The following is a 22,858-nucleotide window of genomic DNA, read 5'->3' as shown; positions in this document are numbered from 1 at the left end:
GGCGCTGGCGTTCCCTGGGTCGACTCTGCCACCGTCCCACTTCGTGCAAGCGAGGCGCATGCCCGCATCACCTGACGGCGCGGAGAGGGTAGACTGCGCGCAATCCTCCGGGTCGGCCCGGGGGAGCAGTCGCCTTGCTGTCGAGCTTGGACAAGCCACACATTCGGGGTCGAGAACACGCGATCGGCTGGTGGAGAGGGGGCGGCACCGGACCCGTGGCCGTGGGCAGGCAATGGCCCTGCCCCTTCTCCATTTGAACGCCTTTCCCGTCGAGGAGAGAGCATGAGTGTCCCCACTCAGGACGTCCTGATTGTGCATCCGAACGAGGGCCGGCGCGCCGCGCTGGCCGAGGTCCTGGGCGTCCACCGGGTTGTCGCGGTGGAGTCCCAGGTGGAAGCCACGCGGCGCATGGAGTCCACGGCGCCCACCCTCATCATCGCTCCTCCGGAGAACGCGCGGCGCTTCTTGAGACATGTCGACCGGGCCGCGCCCGAGGCCGTGCGCGTCTTCGTCTGTTCGCAGTCGGACCGCCAGGGGCTCGAGGAGCTCGTGGAGACCGCGGCCGAAGGGCATGTCTTCAATACGCTGGATGACAGCCTCACCGTGTCGGAGCTGGGCCGCCGGCTCACCAGCATCCTCCAGCACCGCTCCTCGGCCCGGGTGACGCCCGCCAGCACCCTGGCGGTGCGCTTCCGGCTCAACGGCGTGACGTACCCCGCCGGCTGCCTGGACGTGGGCAACTTCGGCGCCGCGCTGCGCGTGCCGCTCACCGCGTCCATCGGCGCGTTCATCCAGGGCACCGCGCTGGAGGACCTGGTCTTCGAGCGCCACGGCAAGACGGTGCTCCAGGTCCCGCGCGCGTTCATCCGCCACGCCCAGCAGGTCCACGCCACCCAGCAGCCCTACCTGCGCCTGGGCATCACCTGGGGCGAGGGCCTGGACGAGCCGGTGACGGCGCCGTCCTCGCGCATGAGGGACCCGGTCATCGTCCTGGCGCTCCTGCGCAAGGCGGTGCGCCGCGAGACGCCCATCTGGCTGCACTACCTGGACACCCCGTCCTCGCACTTCCGCCTGGACGCGCCCGTGGTGGAGCTGCAGGACGGGCGCGCGGTGCTGCGCGGCTTCAATGACGGCGCGTTCCCCGCGGACGTGGGGGACGTGCTGCAGCTCTCCTTCGAGGTCGGCGGGCAGAGCTACTCGGGCGCCACCAGCGTGCTGCGCCGGGGCGACAACGACGTGGCGCTGAGCGTGCCGCGCTCGGTGGGGCTGCAGAACCGCCGCGGCCTGCAGCGCTTCCGGCTGGGGCCCGACCACCGCTTCCTCGTCACCTTCCACGCGCCCATCAACGGCGAGCGCATCACCCGCTCGGTGCTGGACCTGAGCGGCCGCGGCTTCGCGTTCCCGTTCGACGCGTCCTGCGAGGTGCTGCCCGCCGGCTCCCAGCTGGACGTGTCGCTCCTGTTGCCGGACGGCTCGGAGGTGCCGTGCCGCGCGGAGGTCCGCTCGGTGGACGCGGTCAACACCGACAGCCGGTTCGACCGGAGCCTGCGTCCGTACCGCTGCGGCGTGCGGCTGCTCGAGGTGCCGACGAAGATTCGCGACGCCATCCATGACGCCTTCATGGCGTCGCGCAGCGGGGCCTCGCGCGACGGCGGCCAGGAGAAGCTGGCGGACATCTGGAAGATGATGGAGGAGTCCCACTACACCTTCCATCCGGACTACCCCTTCGGCGGCGAGGCGGGCTACCTGGACGCGCTGGAGCACACCCACCGGCGGCTCGCGGAGGCCAAGGACCTGGGCCGCTCCATCCTCTACGCGGACGCGGGCGCCATCATGGGCCACGTGGGCGGCTTGAGGATGCACTCGCGCTCGTGGCTGGTGCAGCACCTGGCGGTGCGGCCCGGCTACCACCGGCACGAGCAGATCGCCAACGACCTGACGGCGCTCGCGGTGGAGATGGGCGAGGCCATCGAGGACGTGGAGTTCCTGCGCTACATGTGGCGCAGCGACAACCGGTGGCCCAACCGGCTGGGCACGTGGCTGGCCCGCGTCATGGAGAACCGCGGCTTCAGCATGCTGCGCGCCTTCCACTACATGCGGCTGCCCCTGGAGCTGGCGCCCCAGGCCCCGGCGACGACGCTGACGGTGCGCGAGGGGACGCAGGCGGACCGCGCCTGGCTGGAGGCGCACCTGCGCGCCCGGGGTGAGGTGGTCCGCGTGCTGGCGGAGGACCTCCAGGCGGAGCCGGACGCGGAGGACCAGATGCGCGCGCGCTTCGCGGCCGCGGGGCTGTACCGGGACCGGCGCATGTTCGTGGTGGACGGGGAGCACGGCCCCCTGGCGCTGGCGCTGGTGGAGGAGGCCTCGCCGGGCCTGAGCTACATCGAGGTCACCAACGGCTTCTGGCTGGAGGTGGCGGACCGCTCGCATCCGCTGGCGAAGCAGGCGCTGGAGGCCCTGGTCCACCGGTGCATCGCCCACGCCCGCGCGCGGGGCCGGCCCTCGGCGGTGGGCCTGGTGGCGGACGAGGACGCGCCGCTGCTCGCGTCGATGGGCTTCGTGGGGCAGGGGCGCTTCTGCGAGTGGATCTTCCACCGCTCCATGGTCCGCCGCTGGTGTGACTTGTGGCGCTCGCTCTTCGAGCGGCTCAGCCGCCCGCGCCGCGCCTCCGCCCAGCCGTCACCCGAGGACCCTTCATGTACTTGATGGAGTCCACGGAAGAGGGACGTCGGCTGCTCGCGCAGGAAGGCGCGTCCGACAACATGCGGACCCTCCTGGGCGCCACGGGGCTTGGCACCGGGGCGCGCGCGCTCGACGCGGGCTGCGGCCCCGGCGGCATCTCCGAGACGATGGCGGACCTGGTCGGCCCCACCGGCCACGTGACGGGCGTGGACCTCAACGAGGACCGGCTGCGCGAGGCCTCCCTGCGCAACGCCCACCGTCCCTGGCTGCGCTTCCATCAGGCGGACATCCGCCGCACCGGGCTGCCGGACGCGTCGGTGGACTACGTCTGGAGCCAGTACGTCTTCGAGTACCTGCCGGACCGGCCCGTGGCGCTCGCGGAGCTGATGCGCGTCACCCGGCCGGGCGGCAAGGTGGTGGTGTCGGACATCGACGGGCTGGGCTTCCAGAACTGGCCCTTCTCCGACGCGCTGCGTGACGGCACCCAGCGCATCGTCGACGCGCTGGCCACGAGGGGGTTCGATCTGCACGTCGGGCGCAAGCTCTTCTCGGAGTTCCGCGAGGCGGGGCTCGTGGACGTGAAGGTGCACCTGCTGCCGTTCTACCTGGTGGCCGGGGCCGCGGACGCCCGGCTGATGCGGGACTGGGAGGTGCGCTTCGCCGCGCTGGCCCCGGTGGCCGCGCCCGCCTTCGGAGGCCTGGAGCCGTACCAGGCCCACTGCCGCGACTTCCTGGCCATGTTGGCGGACCCCGCCGGACTCAAGTATGCGGTGACGCTGGTGACGGAGGGAACCCGGCCTTGAGTGACAGTGCCCCACAGCGGGAGGATGCGCAGACGCCCGACAACGCGCCCGAGGTGGGGACCCGCGCCACCTCCACGCTGCTCTTGTACTTCGAGCAGCGCTATGGCGGTGAGCGGCTGCAGCGCGCCTGGGCGCGCCACGGCTTCGGCCTGCCGCTGGAGTACATGCGCACGCCGACGAACTTCGTCTCGCTGCGCTTCCTGGAGCGCGTGGCGGCGATGCTCCAGCAGGAGTCGGGGGACCCGCAGTTCATGCGGCAGGCGGGGTTGTTCACCGCGTCGCCCCAGGCGCTCGGCTTCGTCTTCTACATGCTGCGCGCGGTCGGCTCGCCGCGCATGTGCTACCGGCAGACCATTGAGTTCTCCCCCAGCTACAACCGCGTGGGCCACTTCACCGTGGAGCGGCTGGAGCGCGAGCGGCTGGACCTGACGTACCGCAGCAGCATCGTCGAGCAGGACCGCAACATCTGCGAGCTGCGCATGGGCCAGTTCGCGTCGTTCCCCACCATCTGGGGGCTGGCGCCCGCGGAGGTGCGGGAGCTGGAGTGCCAGGTGCACGGCGCGCCCGCGTGCCGCTACCACCTGACGTGGACGGACCCTCCGTCGCTGTGGGGGCACCACCTGGGCCTGGTGCTGGGCACGGTGTGTGGCCTGGCCGCGACGGCGGTGGGGCTGGGCCACCCGGTGTTCTGCGTGGGGGCGCTCGCCACGGCGGGCTTCGCGGTGGGCGGCTGGCTGGACGGGCGGCGCGAGCTGAAGGGCAAGGACGAGGCGCTGCGCTCGCAGAACCAGGCCATCATGGGCTCGCTGTCGGAGCTGCAGCAGCGCTACGACGAGATCTTCCGCGCCAACGTGGCCCTCGAGGACCGCGTGGCCGAGCGCACCCAGGAGCTGAAGGAGGCCAACGGCAAGCTGGGTGACGCGCTGGTGCGCCAGCAGGAGCTGGACCGGCTCAAGAGCGAGTTCTTCGACAACGTCAGCCACGAGCTGCGCACGCCGCTCACGCTCATCCTGCTGACGCTCGAGTCGCTGGAGCGCCGGGGCGAGGAGAACAACCCGGAGGTGGTCATGCAGCACGTGGCCACCATGGAGCGCAGCGCGCAGCGCCTGCTGCGCCTCATCAACAACCTGCTCGACCTGGCCCAGCTCGAGTCGGGCAAGGCGCGGCTGCGCTACCAGCCCCTGGAGCTGCACGCCTTCCTGAGCACCGTGCTGCCCCCGTTCCTCGCCATGGCGGAGCGGCAGGGCGTGTGGCTGAAGCTGGAGGGCCAGACGGTGACGCCCGTGGAGGTGGACCACGAGCGCATGGACATCGTCTTCCAGAACCTGTTGTCCAACGCGCTGAAGTTCACCCAGGCCGGCGGGGTGACGGTGCGCGTGCACGAGGACGAGAAGGACGTCTGGGTGGACGTGGTGGACACCGGCCAGGGCATCTCCGCCCCGGACACGAAGGTCATCTTCGACCGCTTCGCCCAGGCGGACAACAGCGGCACCCGCCGCTTCGGCGGCACGGGCATCGGCCTGGCGCTGGTGAAGGAGACGCTGGAGCTGCACGAGGGCGGCATCCACGTGACGAGCGAGCTGGGCCAGGGCTCCACCTTCCACGTGCGCCTGCCCAAGGGGAGAGCGCACATCCGCGAGGAGCTGCGCGAGCGGCGCCGCGCGGAGATGCCGGTGCGGCGCGAGCGGCGAATCTCGGGCTCGTACCCCTCGCTGGACGCGGGCGTGCCGGACAACGGGCGCAACGCCTCCGCGCTGCCGGCCAGGGATCACGCCGGGCCGGGGCCGGACGCGCCCCGCATCCTGGTGGTGGAGGACGACGCGGAGATTCGCGGCTTCATCGCGGGGCTGCTCAAGCAGCACTACCGGGTGATGGAGGCCGTCAACGGCGAGGAGGGCCGCCAGCGCGCGCTGGCCGAGCGGCCGGAGCTCATCGTGTCGGACGTGATGATGCCGGTGCTCTCGGGGCTGCAGATGCTCGAGGCCCTGCGCTCGCATCCGCAGACGGTGGACATCCCCGTCATCCTCCTCACCGCGCGCCAGGAGGTCTCCGCGAAGGTGGAGGCCCTGGGCACGGGCGCCAACGACTACCTGGGCAAGCCCTTCAGCCCGCGCGAGCTCCTGGCGCGAATCGAGACGCAGCTGCGCCTGCGCGAGGCGGCCATCCGCTCCGCGGAGAACGAGCGGCTGGCGGCCATCGGCCTGCTCACCTCCGGCTTCGCGCACGAGGTCAGAAACCCGCTCAACGGGCTGATGAACGCGCTGACGCCGCTGAAAGAGGTGCTGGTGGCCGACACGCCGGACGCGCAGATGAGCCGCGCCATGGTGGAGGTGATGGAGGAGTGCGGCCAGCGCATCCGCCACCTCGCCGAGTCGCTGCTGTCCTTCACCCGCACCACCGACACGCCGGTGATGCTGTCCCTGGACACGCTGCTGGACTCCACGCTGGGCGTGCTCATGTGGCGCGTGCCTTCGGGCGTGACGGTGGAGCGCGCCTACGAGTGCACGCTGCCGGTGCAGGGAGACCCGGGCTCGCTCAACCAGGTGTGGCTCAACCTGCTGGACAACGCGCTGCGCGCGGTGGGCGAGCACGGCCGGGTGCGCGTGGCCACCTCCTGCCAGGGGGACGAGGCCGTCGTCACCATCAGCGACAACGGCGTGGGCATCCGCCAGGAGGACATGGAGCGGCTGTTCCAGCCCTTCTTCTCCACCCGTGCCGCGGGGGAGGGCACGGGGCTGGGGCTGGCCCTGAGCCGGCGCATCGTCGTGCGCCACGGCGGCCGCATCCACTTGAGCAGCGCGCCGGGCAAGGGCACCCAGGTGGAGGTGCGACTGCCCCTGCGTCCGCCGGGGCGCTCCTCGTCGAACGGCGGCGCCGAGGGACAGTCCGAGCCCCGCGTGGGCCGGCTGGGCTGAGCCCCTTCACGGGCGGAGGCTCGACTCGGCGCGGCGTGACGTCCGGAGGGCGGGGCGGGGGGCGGGGGAATTCTCGGCCGTCCCCGTTGTCCACTCACGCACGGCTGTCGTTGGGTCTGCTACAGTCAAGTGCTCTTTACGTCACACCCCCATCCACCCACCGAAGGAAACCTCGGCATGCAAGGAACCGTAGCCGCGGGCGCTGCCCGTCAGGGGCACCCGCGAGGGTTGTACCTCCTGTTCTTCACCGAAATGTGGGAGCGCATGTCGTATTACGGCATGCGCGGCCTGCTCGTCCTATTCCTCACGAGCCAGGTCAACGGGGGCTTCGGGTGGACCAAGAGCGAAGCGCTCAGCCTCTACGGAACGTACACCGGCCTGGTGTACCTGACGCCCATCGTCGGCGGCTTCATCGCGGACCGCTTCATGGGGCAGCGCCGGGCGGTGGTGCTCGGTGGCGTGTTGATGATGATAGGCCACCTGGTCCTCGCGCTCCCCAGCGTGATGATGTTCTACGTGGGCCTGGGCTTCCTCATCATCGGCAACGGCTTCTTCAAGCCGAACATCTCCACCATGGTGGGCGGGCTGTACGCGCCGGGTGACGGCCGTCGGGATGGTGCCTTCACCATCTTCTACATGGGCATCAACCTGGGCGCGATGCTCGGCAACTTCATCTGCGGCACGCTGGGTGAGAAGGTCGGCTGGCACTGGGGCTTCGGCTCCGCGGGCGTGGGCATGTTCCTGGGCCTCATCGCCTTCCTCGCGCTGCAGAAGAAGCTGCTGGGCGACGTGGGCCTGGCGCCCGTGAAGCCCACGCCGCAGGCGCAGGCGGCGCAGGGCGGCGGGGAGAAGAAGGGCTTCAGCCGCGATGAAATCGACCGCATCATCGTCATCTTCATCATCGCCCTCTTCGTCGTCGCCTTCTGGGCGGGCTTCGAGCAGGCCGGCGGTCTGATGAACCTCTACACGAACGAGAAGGTGGACCGTCACCTGTTCGGCGCCGAGGTCCCCACCACCTGGTTCCAGAACTTCAACTCGCTCTTCATCGTCGCGCTGGCGCCGGTGTTCGCGGGGCTGTGGGGGTGGCTGGCCGCGCGCGGCAAGGACCCGAGCATCCCGGTGAAGATGGGCATGGGGCTGGTGTTCCTCTCCGTCGGCTTCGTCTTCATGCTGGGCGCCTCCAACCAGAGCGCGGACGCAGGCAAGGCGGCCGCGTACTGGGTCATCCTGGCGTACCTGTTCCACACCATGGGCGAGCTGTGCCTGTCCCCGGTGGGCCTCTCCATGGTGACCAAGGTCGCGCCCCAGCGCATCGTCTCCGCGATGATGGGCGTGTGGTTCCTGGCGAACGCGGCGGCCAACAAGCTGTCCGGCGTCATCGGCGGCTACTCGGAGAAGCTGGGCGAGTTCGACGTGTTCCTCTACATCTCCATCGGCACGGGCATCGCCGGCCTCATCCTCCTGGTCGTCTCGCCGGTGCTGAAGAAGATGATGCACGGCACCGACGAGGTGAAGCCCGCCTCCGCCACCCACGAGCAGGCCCAGGGCGGCTCCTCGGTGGCCGCGGCCTGAGTCCGGAAACGACGAGGGGCGCGCCTCCCTGGAAAGGAGAAGCGCGCCCCTTGGCTTCGACGATGCACCCGACGCCGGAGCGCCTCTCAGGTGGAGGGCTCCGGCGTCGCTGTTTTTCTCAGGCCGACTTCGCCGTGATTCCCGCCGCGCTGCGCTCCTCGGTGGGGAGCGGCGCGGACGTCTGGTACCAGTCGCGCACCACGTAGCGGCGGGCCACCAGCGCCATGCCCACGGCGGCGACCAGGGCCATGCCCGCGTAGAAGAAGAACTGCCCGGAGCCGGAGAAGACGTTGAGCGCCGCGGCGATGGCCACCGCCACGTTGGCCAGCGTGTTCGTCACCAGCCACACGCTCTGGATGGTGCCCTTCATCTGCCGGGGCGCCTGCGTGTACGCGAACTCCAGGCCCGTGGTGGACATCAGGATTTCGCCGAGCGTCAGCACCACGTACGGCAGAATCTGCCACGCGATGTTCAGCGTCGTGCCGCCCTCCATCGCCACCTGGAAGAAGCCGGCGATGATGAACGACACCGCCCCGAAGACGAGCCCCAGCGGCATGCGCCGCAGCGGCGTCAGCTCCCACCCCGAGCGCTGGAACAGCGGGTACACCACCGCCGTCAGGAAGGGGATGAGCAGCATCACCAGCATGGGGTTGACGAACTGCATCTGGCTGGGCTGGAACTCGTACCCGGCCACGTTCAGGTCCATGGAGCGCGCCTGGACCACCCACGTGGACGCCTTCTGGTCGAACAGCATCCAGAAGAAGGGCACGAAGGGCAGCATCAGCCCGCTCACCCGGAACACCGCCTTGGCCCCCTCCACGGCCTCGTCGGGGTGCGTGGACTTGGCGCCGTCCAGCCAGTGGCCGCCCTGGCCCCGGTTCTTCAGCGCGCTGCTCACCACCTTGAGGAACGAGTGCGGGTTGGCCCCCGTCGGCGGCACCATCACGTAGTGGCGCCGGCCCGCCCAGAAGATGACCGTCGCGATGAACATCAGCACGCCCGGGATTCCGAAGGCGACCGACGGGCCGAAGTTCTTGAGCAACAGCGGGATGAACAGCGACGCGAAGAACGAGCCGAAGTTGATGGTCCAGTAGAAGATGGCGAAGAGCTTCTTCACCAGGTGGCTGTTGGACTCGTTGAACTGGTCTCCCGCCATGGCCGCGACGCACGGCTTGATGCCGCCGCTGCCCACGGCGATGAGCGCCAGGCCCGTGTAGAAGCCCGTGGCGTTGTTCTCGAAGACGGCGAGCAGCGCGTGGCCGATGCAGTAGACGATGCTCAGCCAGAGGATGGTGCGGTACTTCCCGAAGAAGCGGTCCGCCAGGTACCCACCGATGAGCGGGAAGAAGTACACCCCCGCCATGAAGGTGTGCATCAGGCTCTTGCCCTGGGCCTCGCGCAGCCCCGCGTCGGGCACCGCGTTGCGCAGCAGGTAGTCGATGAGGAACACCGTGAGGATGTTCCGCATCCCGTAGAAGCTGAAGCGCTCACACGCCTCGTTGCCGATGATGAAGGGTATCTGCGGCGGGAACTTGTTGTTCTGCGGTACCGCGGGACTCTCAGCCATGAGTCGGGGTGCTCCCTGGTGGCGAAAGGTGGGGGCGCCTGGAAGGCAAGGGGCCCAACCCTACCCAACGCGCGCGCCGGACTCCACCGAAGGCCCGCGTCCCACGTCACTCCGCTACCCCGGGCGGCCCCTCCCCACACGGTGGGGCGGCCCGGGCTCGGCCTGCCTGCCTTGCCCCTGCCGCGATGCGGCGTGCGGCACGCGCCCCACGCCCTCGGCGCAGCCGCACCGGAATTCTCGCGCGAGCTTGCCCCGTGCGTTCCGATGCGAGTGCGTGTTTATTGATGCAACTTAAGCGGGCTGGGCCTGTTTGACAGGAATTGATGAGGCCCTATCATGTGACACGCGGCTGAAACTGATTTCGCGTCTCACACCCCACCTGTGAAGTCTTCCTCCAAGGTGGACGGGGGGTAGGGGGTGAATGAAGGCACCCCCGCCCCCCGCTCCATGTTCTGGAAGCGGCCGGTGTGTGTGTAATCAGCCCGTCGCGCCGGGTTGCGCGGGCCGCGGGTCCGCCACGCGCTTGCCCACGCGGGCGCGCCGGGACTTGCCCAGCACGTGCGCCAGGTAGCGGCCGGTGTGGCTGGCCTGCACCTTGGCCACGCTCTCCGGGGTGCCCACGGCCAGCACCTGGCCTCCGCCGGCGCCGCCCTCGGGCCCCATGTCGATGAGCCAGTCCGCGCTCTTGATGACATCCAGGTTGTGCTCGATGACGAGCACGCTGTTGCCGGCGGCCACCAGCCGGTTGAGCACGGACAACAGCTTGCGGATGTCCTCGAAATGCAGACCCGTGGTGGGCTCGTCCAGGATGTAGAGCGTGCGGCCCGTGGCCACGCGCGCCAGCTCGCGCGCCAGCTTGATGCGCTGGGCCTCGCCGCCGGACAGGGTGGGGGAGGGCTGTCCCAAGCGGATGTAGCCCAGGCCCACGTCGCCCAGCGTCTGCAGCACGCGCATGATGTCCTTGTGCGCGCCGAAGTGCTCCTGGGCCTCGCGCACGCTCATGTCGAGCGTCTCCGCGATGTTCTTGCCCTTGTAGCGCACGCGCAGCGTCGCCTCGTTGAAGCGCTTGCCGTTGCAGACCTCGCAGGGCACGTACACGTCCGCCAGGAAGTGCATCTCCACCAGCTTGACGCCGTCGCCCTCGCACGACTCGCAGCGGCCGCCCTTGATGTTGAAGCTGAAGCGGCCCGGCCCGTAGCCGAACGCGCGCGCCTCCGGCGTCATCGCGAACACCTCGCGGATGGAGTCGAACACCTTGGTGTACGTGGCGGGGTTGCTGCGCGGCGTGCGGCCGATGGGCCGCTGGTCGATGTCGATGACCTTGTCCAGGTGCTCGAAGCCCAGCACCGCCTTGTGCTTCCCGGGCGACTCGCGGCTGTCGTACAGGTGCCTGGCCAGGGCGGGGTAGAGGATCTCGTTGATGAGCGTGGACTTGCCCGCGCCGGACACGCCGGTGACGGCGGTGAAGATGCCCAGCGGAATCACCGCGTCCACGTCCCGGAGGTTGTTCTCCTTCGCGCCTTGAATCACCAGCTGGTGCTTGGGGTTGGGCGCGCGGCGCTGCTCGGGGACCTCAATCTCCAGCCGCCCGGAGAGGTAGCCGCCGGTGAGGCTGTTCTCGTCCGCCATCACCTGCTTGGGCGTGCCCTGGGACACCACCTGGCCGCCCAGCTCCCCCGCGCCCGGGCCGAAGTCCACCAGCCAGTCCGCGTCCTCCATCGTCTCCTCGTCGTGCTCCACGACGATGACGGAGTTGCCCAAATCCCTCAGGCGCTTGAGCGTGGTGAGCAGCTTGCCGTTGTCGCGCTGGTGCAGGCCGATGGAGGGCTCGTCCAGGATGTAGATGACGCCCGTCAGCTCGCTGCCCATCTGCGACGCCAGCCGGATGCGCTGGCTCTCACCGCCCGACAGCGTGGACGCGGTGCGGTCCAGCATCAGGTAGCCCAGGCCCACGTCGACCAGGAACGACAGGCGGCTGCGGATCTCCTTGAGCAGTTCGGTGGCGATCTTCCGCTCGTGCTCGGACAGCGCCAGCGCGCCCAGGAACGCGAGCGCGTCCGCGATGGTCAGCCGGCTCAGCTCGACAATCGAGTGCGCGTGGACCTTCACCGCGCGGCTCTCGGGGCGCAGGCGCTCGCCCTTGCAGGTGGGGCAGGGCTTGTTGCTGAAGTACTTCTGCAGCTCGGTGCGGCGGGCCTCGGACGTCGTCGTCTTGAAGTTGCGCATCATGCGCTCGACGAGTCCCTCCCACTCCATCTTGTACTTGCCGTTGTCGCCCCACTCGACGGTGAAGCTCTTGCCCTTGGCGCCGTTCATCAGCGTGTCGCGCTCGCGCTTCGACAGCTTCCCGTAGGGCACGTCCAGATCAATCTTGAACGCCTTGGACAGGCTCTCCACGAAGTCCGCCGTCCAGCCCTCGCCGCGGTTCATCCCGTTGGCCCAGGGTTCAATCGCGCCGTCGCGGATGCTGCGCGATGGGTCCGGCACGATGAGGTCCGGGTCCATCTCCGGCCGGGTGCCCAGGCCGTTGCAGTCCGTGCACATGCCCAGCGGGTTGTTGAAGGAGAACGACGCGGGCGTCAAATCCCCGAAGGAGATGCCGCAGGCGGGGCACGCGTTGAGCTCGCTCATCACCCGGTCCGCGCTCGCCGCGCCCGTCTCGTTGGTGATGATGAGCGTGCCCTTGCCCTCGCGCAGCGCGGTCTCCACCGAGTCCGTCAGCCGCGTCTTGATGTCCGCCTTGAGCACCAGCCGGTCGATGACCAGCTCGATGTCGTGCTTGGACTTCTTGTCCAGCTCGATGCGCTCCTCCAGGCTCTTGAGCGCCCCGTCGATGCGCGCGCGGGAGAAGCCGCGCTTCTGCGCCTCGGTGAGCAGGTCCTTGTGCTCGCCCTTGCGGTTCGTCACCAGCGGCGCCAGCACCTGGAGCTTGCTGCCCGAGGGCATCTTCAGGATTTCGTCGACAATCTGTTGCGCGCTCTGCTTGCCGACCTTGCGGCCGCAGTTGGGGCAGTGCTGCACGCCGATGGAGGCGTAGAGCACGCGCAGGTAGTCGTGCACCTCGGTTACGGTGCCCACCGTCGAGCGGGGGTTGTTGCTGGCCGCCTTCTGCTCGATGGAGATGGTGGGCGACAGGCCCCGGATGGTGTCGTACTTGGGCTTCTCCATCTGCCCCAGGAACTGACGGGCGTAGGCGGAGAGGCTCTCGACGTAGCGGCGCTGGCCTTCCGCGTAGAGCGTGTCGAAGGCGAGCGAGCTCTTGCCGGACCCGGAGACCCCCGTGAAGACGACCAGCTTCTTCTTGGGGATGTCCAGGGAGACGTTCTTGAGGTTGTGCTCCTTGGCGCCTCGGAGGGAGATGACGTCGGGCTCGGACATGATGGGCGGGCGATCTACCACTGAATAGGTGTTCCGGTAGTGGAAAAACCTGGAGAGGAGGGTGGATGGTCCTCAACGCGTGGCGTTGCGCGCCCACTCCCACCCGCGCCGGCCGCCCGAGCGGGCGACCCGGGGCCGCTGGAGCCCCGACCGGGATTCCGGTAGAGGGGCGCCTCCTCCTATGTCCTCTCGCTGGGTCCTCCCCGTGCGCTACCGCGGCACGCCGCTGCTCGTGTTCGCGAGCGTGCTGTTCGCGGTCATGGCGCTGTGCACCCGCCTGCTGGCCGGCCGCCTGTCCCCGGGGCAGGTGGCGTCCGGGCGCTTCGCCATCGGCCTGCTGTTCCTCGCGCTGTTCTTCCCGCTGATGCGGCGCAGGCCCCGCTTCGGGCGCGTCCACCTGTGGGCGCTGCGCGGCATCTTCGGCGGCGCGGCCGTCTACCTCTACTTCGTGGCGCTGGACCGGATGTCGGTGGGGCCCGCGGTGCTGCTCAACGCGTGCTGGCCCATCTACGCGGCCATCATCGGTTGGATGTTCCTGGGCGAGCGCGTGACGGGGGCGCTGCTGGCGGGCCTCGTGCTCACCACGGCGGGCGCGGGGCTGGTCATGTGGAGCACGGTGGCCCAGGACGTGTCGCTGACCCTGGGGCTGGGCGCGTGGGCGGGCATGGCGTCGGCGGTGCTGGGCGGCGCGGCCGTGGTGGTCATCCGCGCGCTCAGGCACGAGACGGACGCGGCCACGGTGTTCCTCTCCTTCTGTCTGTTCGGCCTGCTCTTCAGCCTGCCCTTCGCGCTCGCGGACTGGAGGCCGCTCGGCTGGGATGTCGTGCTTCCGCTGTTGGGCGTGGGGGTTTCCTCCGTGGTGGCGCAGATGGCCTTCACGTATGCCCTGGGCTACGTCACCGCGGTGGCCGGCGGGGTCGCCACCCAGTCGACGCCGGTCTTCTCGTGGGTGCTGGCGGCGGTGCTGTTGGATGAGGCCGTCTCGCCCCTGGCCGTGACGGGCGCCCTGGTGTGCATGGTGGGCGTCCTCTGGGGAACGGGCGTGCTGGAGCGCCTGCGCGCCCCGCAGTCGAAGCCCGCGCCCTGAGGCGCTCGGGTGCCCACGGCGGGCTGGTGGTTTGTCCCGACTGTCACCTGGCGTTCCTGAAGTAATTCCAGTCCCACCCGCCCCCAGGGAAACGTTCTTCCCACGGCGGAGAACCCCTTTTCCCAGCCACGCCCAAGAGTTGCCACGTTGGCCGGTGGACGTCTGTCGCCGCCATGCGTCGGGCACCTGGGTTGCAAAGCGCCCCCTCCGCCGGAATCGCGCGGGTGCGAGGCCGTGCGGAATCCGGGCTCGGGAGTCGTGGGGAGGCAGCAACGATGAGACGTCTGTTCTGGGTGGCGTGGGTGGCGGTGGCGTTGGTGGTGGGGACGGGATGTGAGCGCCCGTCGTCGCAGCGGGCGAAGAGCGCCTTCGTGGTGCGCCCCGAGACCATCGACTTCGGCCCCGCCGCGCTGGGCCGCACCAAGAGCTTCAAGCTGAAGGTGACCAACGGCGGCCGCGCGTCCTACCGCGTGGAGGGCGCCACCTCCACCATCCCCAATGTCACGGTGCCGCCGTTCGAGCCCTTCACGCTGGGCGCCGGCGCCGAGCGCGAAATCGAGGTGCACTTCAAGCCCGAGGTCGAGGGCTCGGTGCAGGGCTCGCTGGAGCTCATCACGGACGCGGACGCCCAGGGGCAGGTGCCGGTGTCGGGCCGGGGCGTGAAGGCCTTCGTGGAGGTGCCGCTGACGGAGCTGGACTTCGGCAACGTGGCCATGGGCTTCGTGGAGATGCGCCAGGTGACGGTGAAGAACCCCTCCGACGTGGAGACGCCGCTGGCGGTGTCGGTGCAGGGCGCGGACCTGGACCAGTTCACCGCGGAGCATGGCGAGGCGCCCACGCTGGCGCCGGGCGAGGAGCGGGTGCTGTCGGTGGCCTTCGCGCCCCGGCGGCTGGGCGCGGCCGCGGCGGAGCTGCACATCGCCGTGTGCGACGGCTGCGAGCCGGCGGTGGTGCCGCTCAAGGGCATGGGCGTGGCGTCCAAGCTGGAGGTGACGCCGCTGCGGCTGGACTTCGGGCGCGTGGCGCTGGGCGCCAGCGCGGAGCAGTCCATCACCGTGCGCAACCAGGGCACCGAGTCCCTGCGCTGGTCCGGCGTGGAGCTGCAGCTCAACCCGGGCGGCGTGTACCGCGTGGTGAGCGAGCCCGTGCTCAGCGGCGGCCTCCTGGCGGCGGGCGCGAGCGTGGAGGTGCGCGTGGCCTTCACCCCGGTGGTGCTGGGGCGCGCGGGCGAGGGGCGCGTGGAGGTGGGCGTGCGCGAGCAGGGCTCCTCGGCGCCGGGCCCCAAGGTGTCGCTCGCGGGCGAGGGCGGCACGTCCTGCGTGGCGGTGAAGCCGCGTGACTTGGACTTCGGCGTGGTGGCCGAGGGCATGACGGCGACGCGGCCGGTGGAGGTCATCAACCGCTGCCGTGACAGCGTGCTCGTCAACAACCTGAACCTGACGACGGCGCAGGGGGGCTACTTCACCCTGGCGCAGGCGCCGGCCAGCGTGACGGTGCCCGCGGGCCAGTCCGCCTTCGTGGGCATCACCTTCAGCCCGCGCGTGGGCGCGGCGGGTCGGAGCGAGGGGCAGCTCGCGGTGAGCGTGCGCGCCGGGAGCACCACGTCCACGGAGGGCGTGACGCTCAAGGGCGAGGGGCGCGCCTTCAAGCCGTGCCAGTACTCGCTGCCGCAGCAGCTGAAGTTCGGGAAGGTGCCGGTGGGCGCGGAGGTGGGGCTGGGGGTGACGTTGCGCAACACCGGCACGGAGGCGTGCTACCTGGCGTCCATGCAGCTGGTGGCGGGCTCGGACCCGTCCTTCCTCGGGCAGTCGGTGCCCAACCACGTGCTCGAGCCGGGCCAGAAGGCCACGCTGGTGGTGCGCTTCAAGCCGGAGGAGGAGGGGCCCTTCGAGGGCCTCGCGGAGGCGTGGGTGAACCACCCGACGCTGGGGCACCCGCTGGTGTCGCTCGTGGGCGAGGGCGTGAAGGGCTGCTTCGCGCTGCAGCCGACGACGGTGGACTTCGGCGTCACCAAGCTGTCGTGTGGACCTCGCACCCGGGAGCTGGTCGCCATCAACGAGTGCATCGGCCCGGTGAAGGTGGCCGGGATGACGCTGGAGCAGGCGGGCGAGGAGTTCTCGGTGGAGTCGGCGAGCGCCTTCCCGTCCTCGATTGCCGCGGGCGGGCGGGTAAAGCTGACGGCGCGCTACACGCCGACGGACGACGGCGACGACGCGGCGGCGGTGCGCTTCCGGCTGGAGGATGGGAGCGAGTACACGGCGGGCCTGTTGGGCCGGGGCGTGACGAAGGCGGAGCAGACGGACCGCTTCTTCCAGGAGTCGAAGGCGAAGGTGGACGTGCTCTTCGTGGTGGATAACTCGGGCTCGATGATGGAGGAGCAGCAGAGCCTGGGGCAGAACTTCGCGGCCTTCCTGAGCGCGGCGAGCGCGGCGGCGGTGGACTACCGCATCGGCGTCACCACGACGGGCCTGGATGAGTCCCCGGGCGGCTGGTCCGAGTGCCCGGGCGGCGCGCAGGGCGGCGAGAACGGCCGCCTGTTCCCGGTGGACGGCTCGCGCCCCCGCATCATCACGCCGGACACGCCCAACGCGGCCGCGGTGTTCGCGGACAACACCCGCGTGGGCGTGTGTCACTGGAACGAGCAGGGCCTGGACGCGGCGCACCGCGCCCTGTCGGACCCGCTGCTCTACAACCTGGATGACACCCGCACGCCGCTGCCCAACGACGGCAACGGCGGGTTCCTGCGCGAGGACGCGAAGCTGGCCATCATCTTCCTGTCGGACGAGGAGGACTTCAGCTCGCAGCCGGTGTCCTTCTACGAGACGTACTTCCTGGCGCTGAAGGGCAACGACAAGGCGAAGCTCAGCATCAACGCGATTGTGGGCCCCATGGACCTGGCCACCTGCCCCACGTCGAGCAGCGCCGGCAGCCGCTACATCCAGCTGGCGAACACCACGGGCGGCGTGGTGGAGAGCATCTGCACGCCCAACTGGGCCGCGTCCCTGGAGAAGCTCTCCAACAGCGCCTTCGGCCCCAACCGCAAGTTCCCCCTGTCCGAGGAGCCCGCGGACACCACGCGAATCGTGGTCCACGTGGACGGCGTGCAGGTGCTGTCGGGCTGGGAGTACGACGCGCGCACCAACAGCATCATCTTCGACCGGGACTCCGCTCCCGCGCCGGGCTCGCTGGTGGAGGTGACGTACCCGCTGGGCTGCAACTAGCGCTCACGTGAGTCCAAGGTGTGACGGCGCCGCGCTTCTCCTCGGAGGGGCGCGGCGTTTGTCTGTGATTGATTCTGGCGAGTGCTTCCTTCATGGCTGCGTTGAGCTGAAGTGTGGGTTTTCTGTCAGCCTTGCGTCCCATGGGACAGGGATGACTCGACAGGGTGGATGCGCGGGTGCAGCCTTCCGGGGTGATGCCGGAGCCCCTCCTGGTTGCCGCCCTGGGTGACGTCCACGGTCGCTTCCACCGCGTGGAGACGTGGTTGGACGCGCTGGAGCAGTCGCGTGGTCGGCCGGTGTCGATGGTGCTCGCGGTGGGGGACGTGGAGGCGTTCCGCCGCGCGGATGACCATCGGCGCAAGGCCGCCAAGCGGACCATGCCCGCGGAGTTCGCCGAGTACGCGGACGGCGTCCGCCGCGTGAAGCGGCCGCTGTACTTCATCGGCGGCAACAACGAGGACTTCGAGGCGCTGCACGACTTCCAGGACGGGGGCGAGCTGGCGCCGGGCGTCACCTACCTGGGCCGCGCCGGCGTGCGCGAACTCTCCGGGCTGCGCGTGGGCTTCCTGTCCGGCATCCACGCGCCGCGCTTCATCGACCAGCCCTTGAAGCGCCCCGTCACGCAGGACCTGATGAAGCAGGCGGGCTACTTTCGCACCGCGGAGGTGGAGCGGGTGATGTCGCTCAGGGACGTGGACCTGATGCTCGTGCACGAGTGGCCCCGGGGCATCGTCCAGCGCGCGCGGGAGGAGAACCCCTCGCCGCCCCGGCCCTTGCCCTCGTACTGGATTGGCAATGGCGTGACGCGCCGCCTGGTGGACACGGTGCAGCCGAAGTGGCTCTTGTGTGGACACTCGCACAAGGCCTTCGCGGTGACGCTGGAGGGCGCGGGCCGCCCCGCGACGCGCATCGCCTGCCTGGACCAGGCCACGCGCCCCGAGGAGTCCGTCTTCTGGCTGGAGTACGAGGGCCGGGAGGTCGTGCGCGTCGGCTGGGGGGTGTCCGGCGCCGTCGCCTGGGAGCCGGGGCGCCGCTGGGATTTGTCCCGGCTGCCCGTCGTGGAGGGAGGTCACGACGGCGACGAGGCTCCCGCGGGCGTGATGTAGCGCGGCTCAGGGCTGGCCGGGCTCCCAGTGCTCGAGCAGCGCGTCCGCGTCCGGTGTGAGCAGGGCGCTGGCGGACGGAGGCGGCGCGGTGGGCCGCACGAGCCTGCGTCGCACGGTGGCGTCCAGGAACCTGCGCGTCACGTCCGCCGTCGTGGCCCAGCCCCGGGCCACCGCCTTCGCCGTCTCCGCCGACACCACCCCCGGCGCCAGCGTGGCGGCGGCGCCCACGCTGGTGAAGCCCACGTGGCGCATGCCGGGGATTCGAACCATCCACCGATGCGCGCCGCGCAGCGACTCGAGCAGCTCGAAGTCGGGCACCACCACGGCGTCGTCCTCCTGGAACAGGTGCAGCAGGGGGACCTGGACCCGCTCCGGCTGGAAGTCCGGCAGGCCCTTCAACCACCCCTTGCCGCGCCGGGTCCCGATGCCCCCATCCAGGCTCACCAGCGCGCCCGCCTCGGGATGCGCGAGCGCGAACAGGAAGGCCGCGCGAGCACCCAGGCTGTGCCCGATGACGGCCACGCGCGAGGTGTCGATGCGCGCATCCGCGCGGAGCACGCGCAGCGCGCGCTCCAGCTCCCGCGCCTGCCGTCTCGCGGTGGCGAGCACGTCGACGAGCGGCCCGGGCGGCTCTGCGCGAGTGGGCGAGGGCGTGGTGGCCACCACGTAGCCGTGGCTCGCCAGGTACTCGGCCAGCACGGCCTGATGGTGGGCGGAGTGGTGCCGGCCCTGCGCCACCAGCACGAGCGGGAAGCGTCCCGGCGCGGGCGGCGCGTGGGGCGTGGCCGTCATGGGCGTGTCGAGCCACGCGGCGGTGCTCTCCTCGGGCACGCCCAGGTCGATGAGCTGCTGCTCGTAGAGGGTGACGGCCTGGGTGGCGCGCGCCTCGTCGCGAGGCGTCTCGGGTTCGGACTCGAAGCCCATGAGTCCCACGTAGTCGCGATAGTGCAGGCGCGTCGCCGCGTCGCTCTCCCGCGTCGGGTACCAGACCGTGAGCTGGAGCGCCGAGGGGTCCTCCGGCGTGGCGGCGATGGCCTGCACGCGCATCCCGACGCTCCAATGCCCCGCCTCCACCGGGCCCCAGATGGGCGGCGCGGTGATGAAGGGTTGGGGCGGCACGAGCAGGTAGCTGGGCGCGAAGCGGCTCGCGGAGTTGCAGCCGGCGACGAGCACCAGCGCCAGCACGCCCGCGCGCCACGCCCGCCCGAGACGCCCGCGGATGGCGGGCCTCAGAACACGCCCGAGAAGCCAGCCATGCGCGCGCCGGCGACGGGCATCAGCCGGGCGGCGGTCGGGGAGCGGCGCGCGGCGCTGGACTCCACGCCGCCGGTCCGGCCATGCAACAGCAGGGGCACCGCGACGCCGAAGGCCGCGCCCATCACGGCGCCCGTGGCCACGTCGGTGAGGTAGTGCTTGTCGGCGCCCATGCGCAGCAGTCCCACGGAGGTGGCGAGCGGCAGTCCCACGGCCCAGATCCACGCCTGGTTCTCGTAGCCGCGCAGCGCGGCCACCGTGCCCGCGGACACCACCAGCGAGAAGGCCAGGTTGGTGTGCCCGCTGTAGAAGGACAGGTTGTTGTCGCTGGGTTGGTCGGTGAGGCGCTTCTGGTCCTCGGGCAGCACGTGGACGAAGGGGCGCTCACGGCCGACCAGGAACTTCACCGTCTGGTTCGCGAGCGTCGCCAGCATGGCGCTCTCCAGGATGATGGTCGCGTCCTGCGCGAAGAACCGGTTCGGGCTGTCCGAGCCTCGCCCCACCGCGTACTGCAGACCCATGACCCCGGCGGGCAGCACGCCGAAGCCGATGATGTTGCTCCAGTGCCCCGCGCGGTGCCGGGACGCCTCCGTGTTCCCCGCGAGTCCCCGGCCCCAGCGGTCCAATCGGTTGAGTCGGTCCGTCCCGTCCGGCGCCCGGTCACACCAGCGGCATGTCGCGGGCGCCAGGTCGCTCTTGAAGAGCACCTCGCTCGAAATCCAGAGCACGGCGGCCGAGCCGGTGATGACGCCGTCGCGAGCCCAGTCGAACTTCAGCTCGTGCAGACGAGGGGCGTCCTCCGCGGGCTGGGCCAGGGCCGGAGTCAGCGGAAAGAGCGCGAGGATCGCAGTGAGTGCGAGAATGGGAAAGGACGGGCGCACGGCGCGCAGCATAGGGCGACGCTGGCGCGGCGCGAAGGGTTTGACTACAAGCGTCCGACTCCCATTCGCATCCGAGGCTTCATCGTGAGTACGCACCCCGTCGACCTGACGGCCGAGACCTTCGAACAGATGACTGGCAAGCCAGGGTTGGTCCTGGTGGACTTCTGGGCGGAGTGGTGTGGCCCGTGCCGCAACTTCGCGCCGACCTATGCCACCACCGCGGAGAAGCACCCGGACGTCGTGTTCGGCAAGGTGGACACGGAGGCGCAGCAGGAGCTGTCGGGCCGGTTCCAGATCCAGTCCATCCCCACGCTGATGGCGTTCAAGGATGGCACGGTGGTGCACCGCTCCAGTGGAGCCATGTCGCCGGGCCGGCTGGACGCGCTGGTCAAGTCGCTCAAGACGCTGGACGTCGCCTACGCGAAGCAGGCCGAGGAGAACAAGAAGCTGACCGAGCAGGGCATCGTCCCGCCCGGCGTGCACCCCGAGGCGACGTGGGACGAGGGCGACAGCGAATGGGTGTACGGCGCCACGGACCCCAAGGGGCGCAAGCAGGGGCCCTACAAGTACTGGCGCGCGGACGGCACGCTCTGCAACGAGTGCAGCTTCGAGAACGACAAGCCCCACGGCCCCTTCAAGCGCTTCCACGAGAGCGGTGAGGTCTCCCAGGACGGCGACTTCGTGAAGGGGGAGCTTCACGGGCCGCGCACCTGGTACGCGTCCGAGAAGTTCACCACGGAGCGCATGCACGAGAACGGGGTCTCCACGCTCGTTCGCAAGACGGTGATGGTGTACGAGCACGGCCGCGTCACCGGCGTGACGCACTATGACGGCCAGGACCGCCGCGTGGTGCCGTCCACCGGCGAGCCGTACCCCGACCGTCCCGAGGGAATCCCGCTGGAGGCGGAGCTTCGCGAGGACCTGAACCAGTGGTCCCACGTCGAGCTGAACACCGACGGCGAGCGCCACGGGCTCGCGCGCTTCTGGCTCCAGGACGGCCAGCTGTTGTGGGAGGGCGAGTTCGTCGAGGGGCAGCGCCACGGCGCCTATCGCTCGCTGGCGAAGGACGAGTACCTGGACCCGCGTGTCAGGTTCGACGAGGGCCGGTACGAGCAGGACGTGGCCTGTGGGACGTGGACGCTGCTGGACGCGGACCGGCAGGTGGTGTTGACGCGGGACCTGGGCGTCGCGCAGGAGGAGGCGGAGCTGTCGGCGTCGCCGGTCTTCTCCAACGTGCCCCGGAGCGCGGAGGCCTGGCGTGAGTACGCGGCCACGTGCGTGGCGGCGCGCAAGCACCGCGAGGCGCTCCTGGCGCTGGCGCGCTCGGTGGCGATGGACCAGCAGGTGGCGCCGTTCCTCGAGTTGATGGAGCGCGTGGCGCTGCCGAGGACGCCGGACAACGCGAAGGCCACGGCGGGCGAGGCGCTGCAGAACGCGGCGGACTCCAGCTCGGCGCTGGCGGAGACGCTGGTGCGCGGTGGTGACGCGGGCATGCTGCTGCGGGCCCATGCGGTGCGGCTGGACCAGCTGGACCGGCCGAGGGCGGCGCTGGACTTCGTGAACGCGGCGCTGCTGGTCGCTCCGGAGCGCACGGCGTTCCTCTTCACCCGAGGCCTCGTCCTGTTGAACATGGGCATGGACGCACACGCGTTGAAGGACGCGGAGGCGCTGGCGAAGGCGGAGCCGGGGACGGCCACGTTCCTGGGGACCTACGCGCGGGCGCTGTTCCCGGTGTTCGACTTCTGGCCGGCGAAGCAGAAGCCGGTGTCGACCTACGAGGACCTGCCGGAGAAGCCCGCGCAGACGCTCGACGCCATCGTGCGCATCGTCCAGAAGTACGCCACGCGGCTGCAGCTCGTCCGCGCCGCGCTGCTGGGGCGCTTCAAGCCCGGCGCCGTGCTGCCGTGGATGCCGCCGGACGTGTCCGCCCTGTTGCCGGCGGGGCCGGTGGAGCTGGCCGAGGAGGAGGTGGAGGTTGGGGAGGACTCGGTCTCCGTCGACGAGACGCTGAGCGTGGCGGGCATGGGCCTGCCGGACCTCATCCGGCTGGCGCGTGGAGACTGGAACGCGCTCACGTGGCTGTTGTGGGCCTGTGGGGAGTCGAAGGTGGTGCTGCCGAAGAAGGTGGCGCCTCCGGCGGACTTCGGACAGGCGGCGGGCATGTCGAGCCAGCGACACTGGCGGGTGCGGGACCGCAAGGTGACGGGCGGCCGTGGCGCGCAGGCGTCGGGCGCGGCGGGCTTCGAGTTCGCGGGCGTGGAGATCGACGCCCTGCACCCGAACCTCCTGGGCATCGCGGAGCAGCACTATGCGGAGATGCAGGCGATGTTCTATTGGCTGACGGACAGCCACAACGTTTCGCCCTGGCAGGACAACCTGAGGGGGAGCTGAG

The 22,858-nt window shown here is 70.4% G+C and carries 12 protein-coding genes; 8 read left to right on the top strand and 4 right to left on the bottom strand.

The features are described from left to right. Positions 1 to 282 precede the first annotated feature (282 nt). The 4 genes from K8625_RS14415 to K8625_RS14400 all read left to right on the top strand — a co-directional run bounded on the left by K8625_RS14415 (position 283) and on the right by K8625_RS14400 (position 7,972). A complete protein-coding gene (locus tag K8625_RS14415; RefSeq protein WP_223746722.1) occupies positions 283 to 2,706 on the top strand; it encodes a PilZ domain-containing protein in 2,424 nt (807 codons plus the stop codon). Further along, positions 2,697 to 3,485, top strand: a complete 789-nt coding sequence (locus K8625_RS14410) for a methyltransferase domain-containing protein (RefSeq protein WP_194869298.1) — start codon at positions 2,697 to 2,699, stop codon at positions 3,483 to 3,485. Before K8625_RS14415 ends, K8625_RS14410 begins: the two co-directional genes overlap by 10 nt. Next, complete coding sequence (locus tag K8625_RS14405; RefSeq protein ID WP_255665651.1) at positions 3,482 to 6,400, top strand: ATP-binding protein; 2,919 nt, start codon at positions 3,482 to 3,484, stop codon at positions 6,398 to 6,400. The genes K8625_RS14410 and K8625_RS14405 overlap by 4 nt, the downstream gene beginning before the upstream one ends. A 177-nt stretch (positions 6,401 to 6,577) precedes the next feature. Continuing rightward, positions 6,578 to 7,972, top strand: a complete 1,395-nt coding sequence (locus K8625_RS14400; protein WP_223746723.1) for a peptide MFS transporter — start codon at positions 6,578 to 6,580, stop codon at positions 7,970 to 7,972. Between the two features lie 118 nt (positions 7,973 to 8,090). Here the strand turns inward: K8625_RS14400 and K8625_RS14395 are convergent, their stop codons facing one another. Both K8625_RS14395 and uvrA read right to left on the bottom strand, forming a co-directional pair. After that, positions 8,091 to 9,539 (bottom strand): POT family MFS transporter, encoded by a 1,449-nt coding sequence (locus K8625_RS14395; RefSeq protein WP_223783043.1) that lies wholly within the window; start codon positions 9,537 to 9,539, stop codon positions 8,091 to 8,093. 477 nt (positions 9,540 to 10,016) lie between these two features. Continuing rightward, on the bottom strand, positions 10,017 to 12,917 hold the full coding sequence (gene uvrA / locus K8625_RS14390; RefSeq protein ID WP_223783042.1) for an excinuclease ABC subunit UvrA: 2,901 nt from the start codon (positions 12,915 to 12,917) through the stop codon (positions 10,017 to 10,019). Between the two features lie 181 nt (positions 12,918 to 13,098). Here uvrA and K8625_RS14385 point away from each other — a divergent pair, with 181 nt between their 5' ends. From K8625_RS14385 to K8625_RS14370, 3 genes are all read left to right on the top strand, one after another. Continuing rightward, the gene (locus K8625_RS14385) at positions 13,099 to 14,004 is read left to right on the top strand and encodes a DMT family transporter (protein WP_223746726.1); all 906 of its coding nucleotides are present in this window, start codon (positions 13,099 to 13,101) and stop codon (positions 14,002 to 14,004) included. A 275-nt stretch (positions 14,005 to 14,279) separates the two neighbouring features. Further along, the gene (locus tag K8625_RS14375; protein ID WP_305070892.1) at positions 14,280 to 17,225 is read left to right on the top strand and encodes a choice-of-anchor D domain-containing protein; all 2,946 of its coding nucleotides are present in this window, start codon (positions 14,280 to 14,282) and stop codon (positions 17,223 to 17,225) included. 194 nt (positions 17,226 to 17,419) lie between these two features. Beyond that, on the top strand, positions 17,420 to 18,331 hold the full coding sequence (locus tag K8625_RS14370; RefSeq protein WP_223746915.1) for a metallophosphoesterase: 912 nt from the start codon (positions 17,420 to 17,422) through the stop codon (positions 18,329 to 18,331). Between the two features lie 6 nt (positions 18,332 to 18,337). Here K8625_RS14370 and K8625_RS14365 read toward each other — a convergent pair whose 3' ends face one another. Continuing rightward, positions 18,338 to 19,516, bottom strand: coding sequence for a dienelactone hydrolase family protein (locus tag K8625_RS14365; protein ID WP_223746727.1), 1,179 nt, complete (start codon positions 19,514 to 19,516; stop codon positions 18,338 to 18,340). A 44-nt stretch (positions 19,517 to 19,560) separates the two neighbouring features. Then, entirely contained in the window at positions 19,561 to 20,478 is a 918-nt protein-coding gene (locus tag K8625_RS14360) for a phosphatase PAP2 family protein (protein WP_223783041.1), read from the bottom strand. A 72-nt stretch (positions 20,479 to 20,550) separates the two neighbouring features. Between K8625_RS14360 and trxA the strand changes: the two genes are divergently transcribed. Beyond that, positions 20,551 to 22,857 (top strand): thioredoxin, encoded by a 2,307-nt coding sequence (trxA, locus tag K8625_RS14355; RefSeq protein WP_223783040.1) that lies wholly within the window; start codon positions 20,551 to 20,553, stop codon positions 22,855 to 22,857. Position 22,858 lies beyond the last annotated feature (1 nt).

It is taken from the genome of Myxococcus sp. AS-1-15, from assembly GCF_020037055.1.
Lineage (GTDB): Bacteria > Myxococcota > Myxococcia > Myxococcales > Myxococcaceae > Myxococcus > Myxococcus fulvus.
The sequence above is the reverse complement of the archived record's forward strand: the minus strand, read 5'-3'. Positions and strand labels throughout refer to the sequence as shown.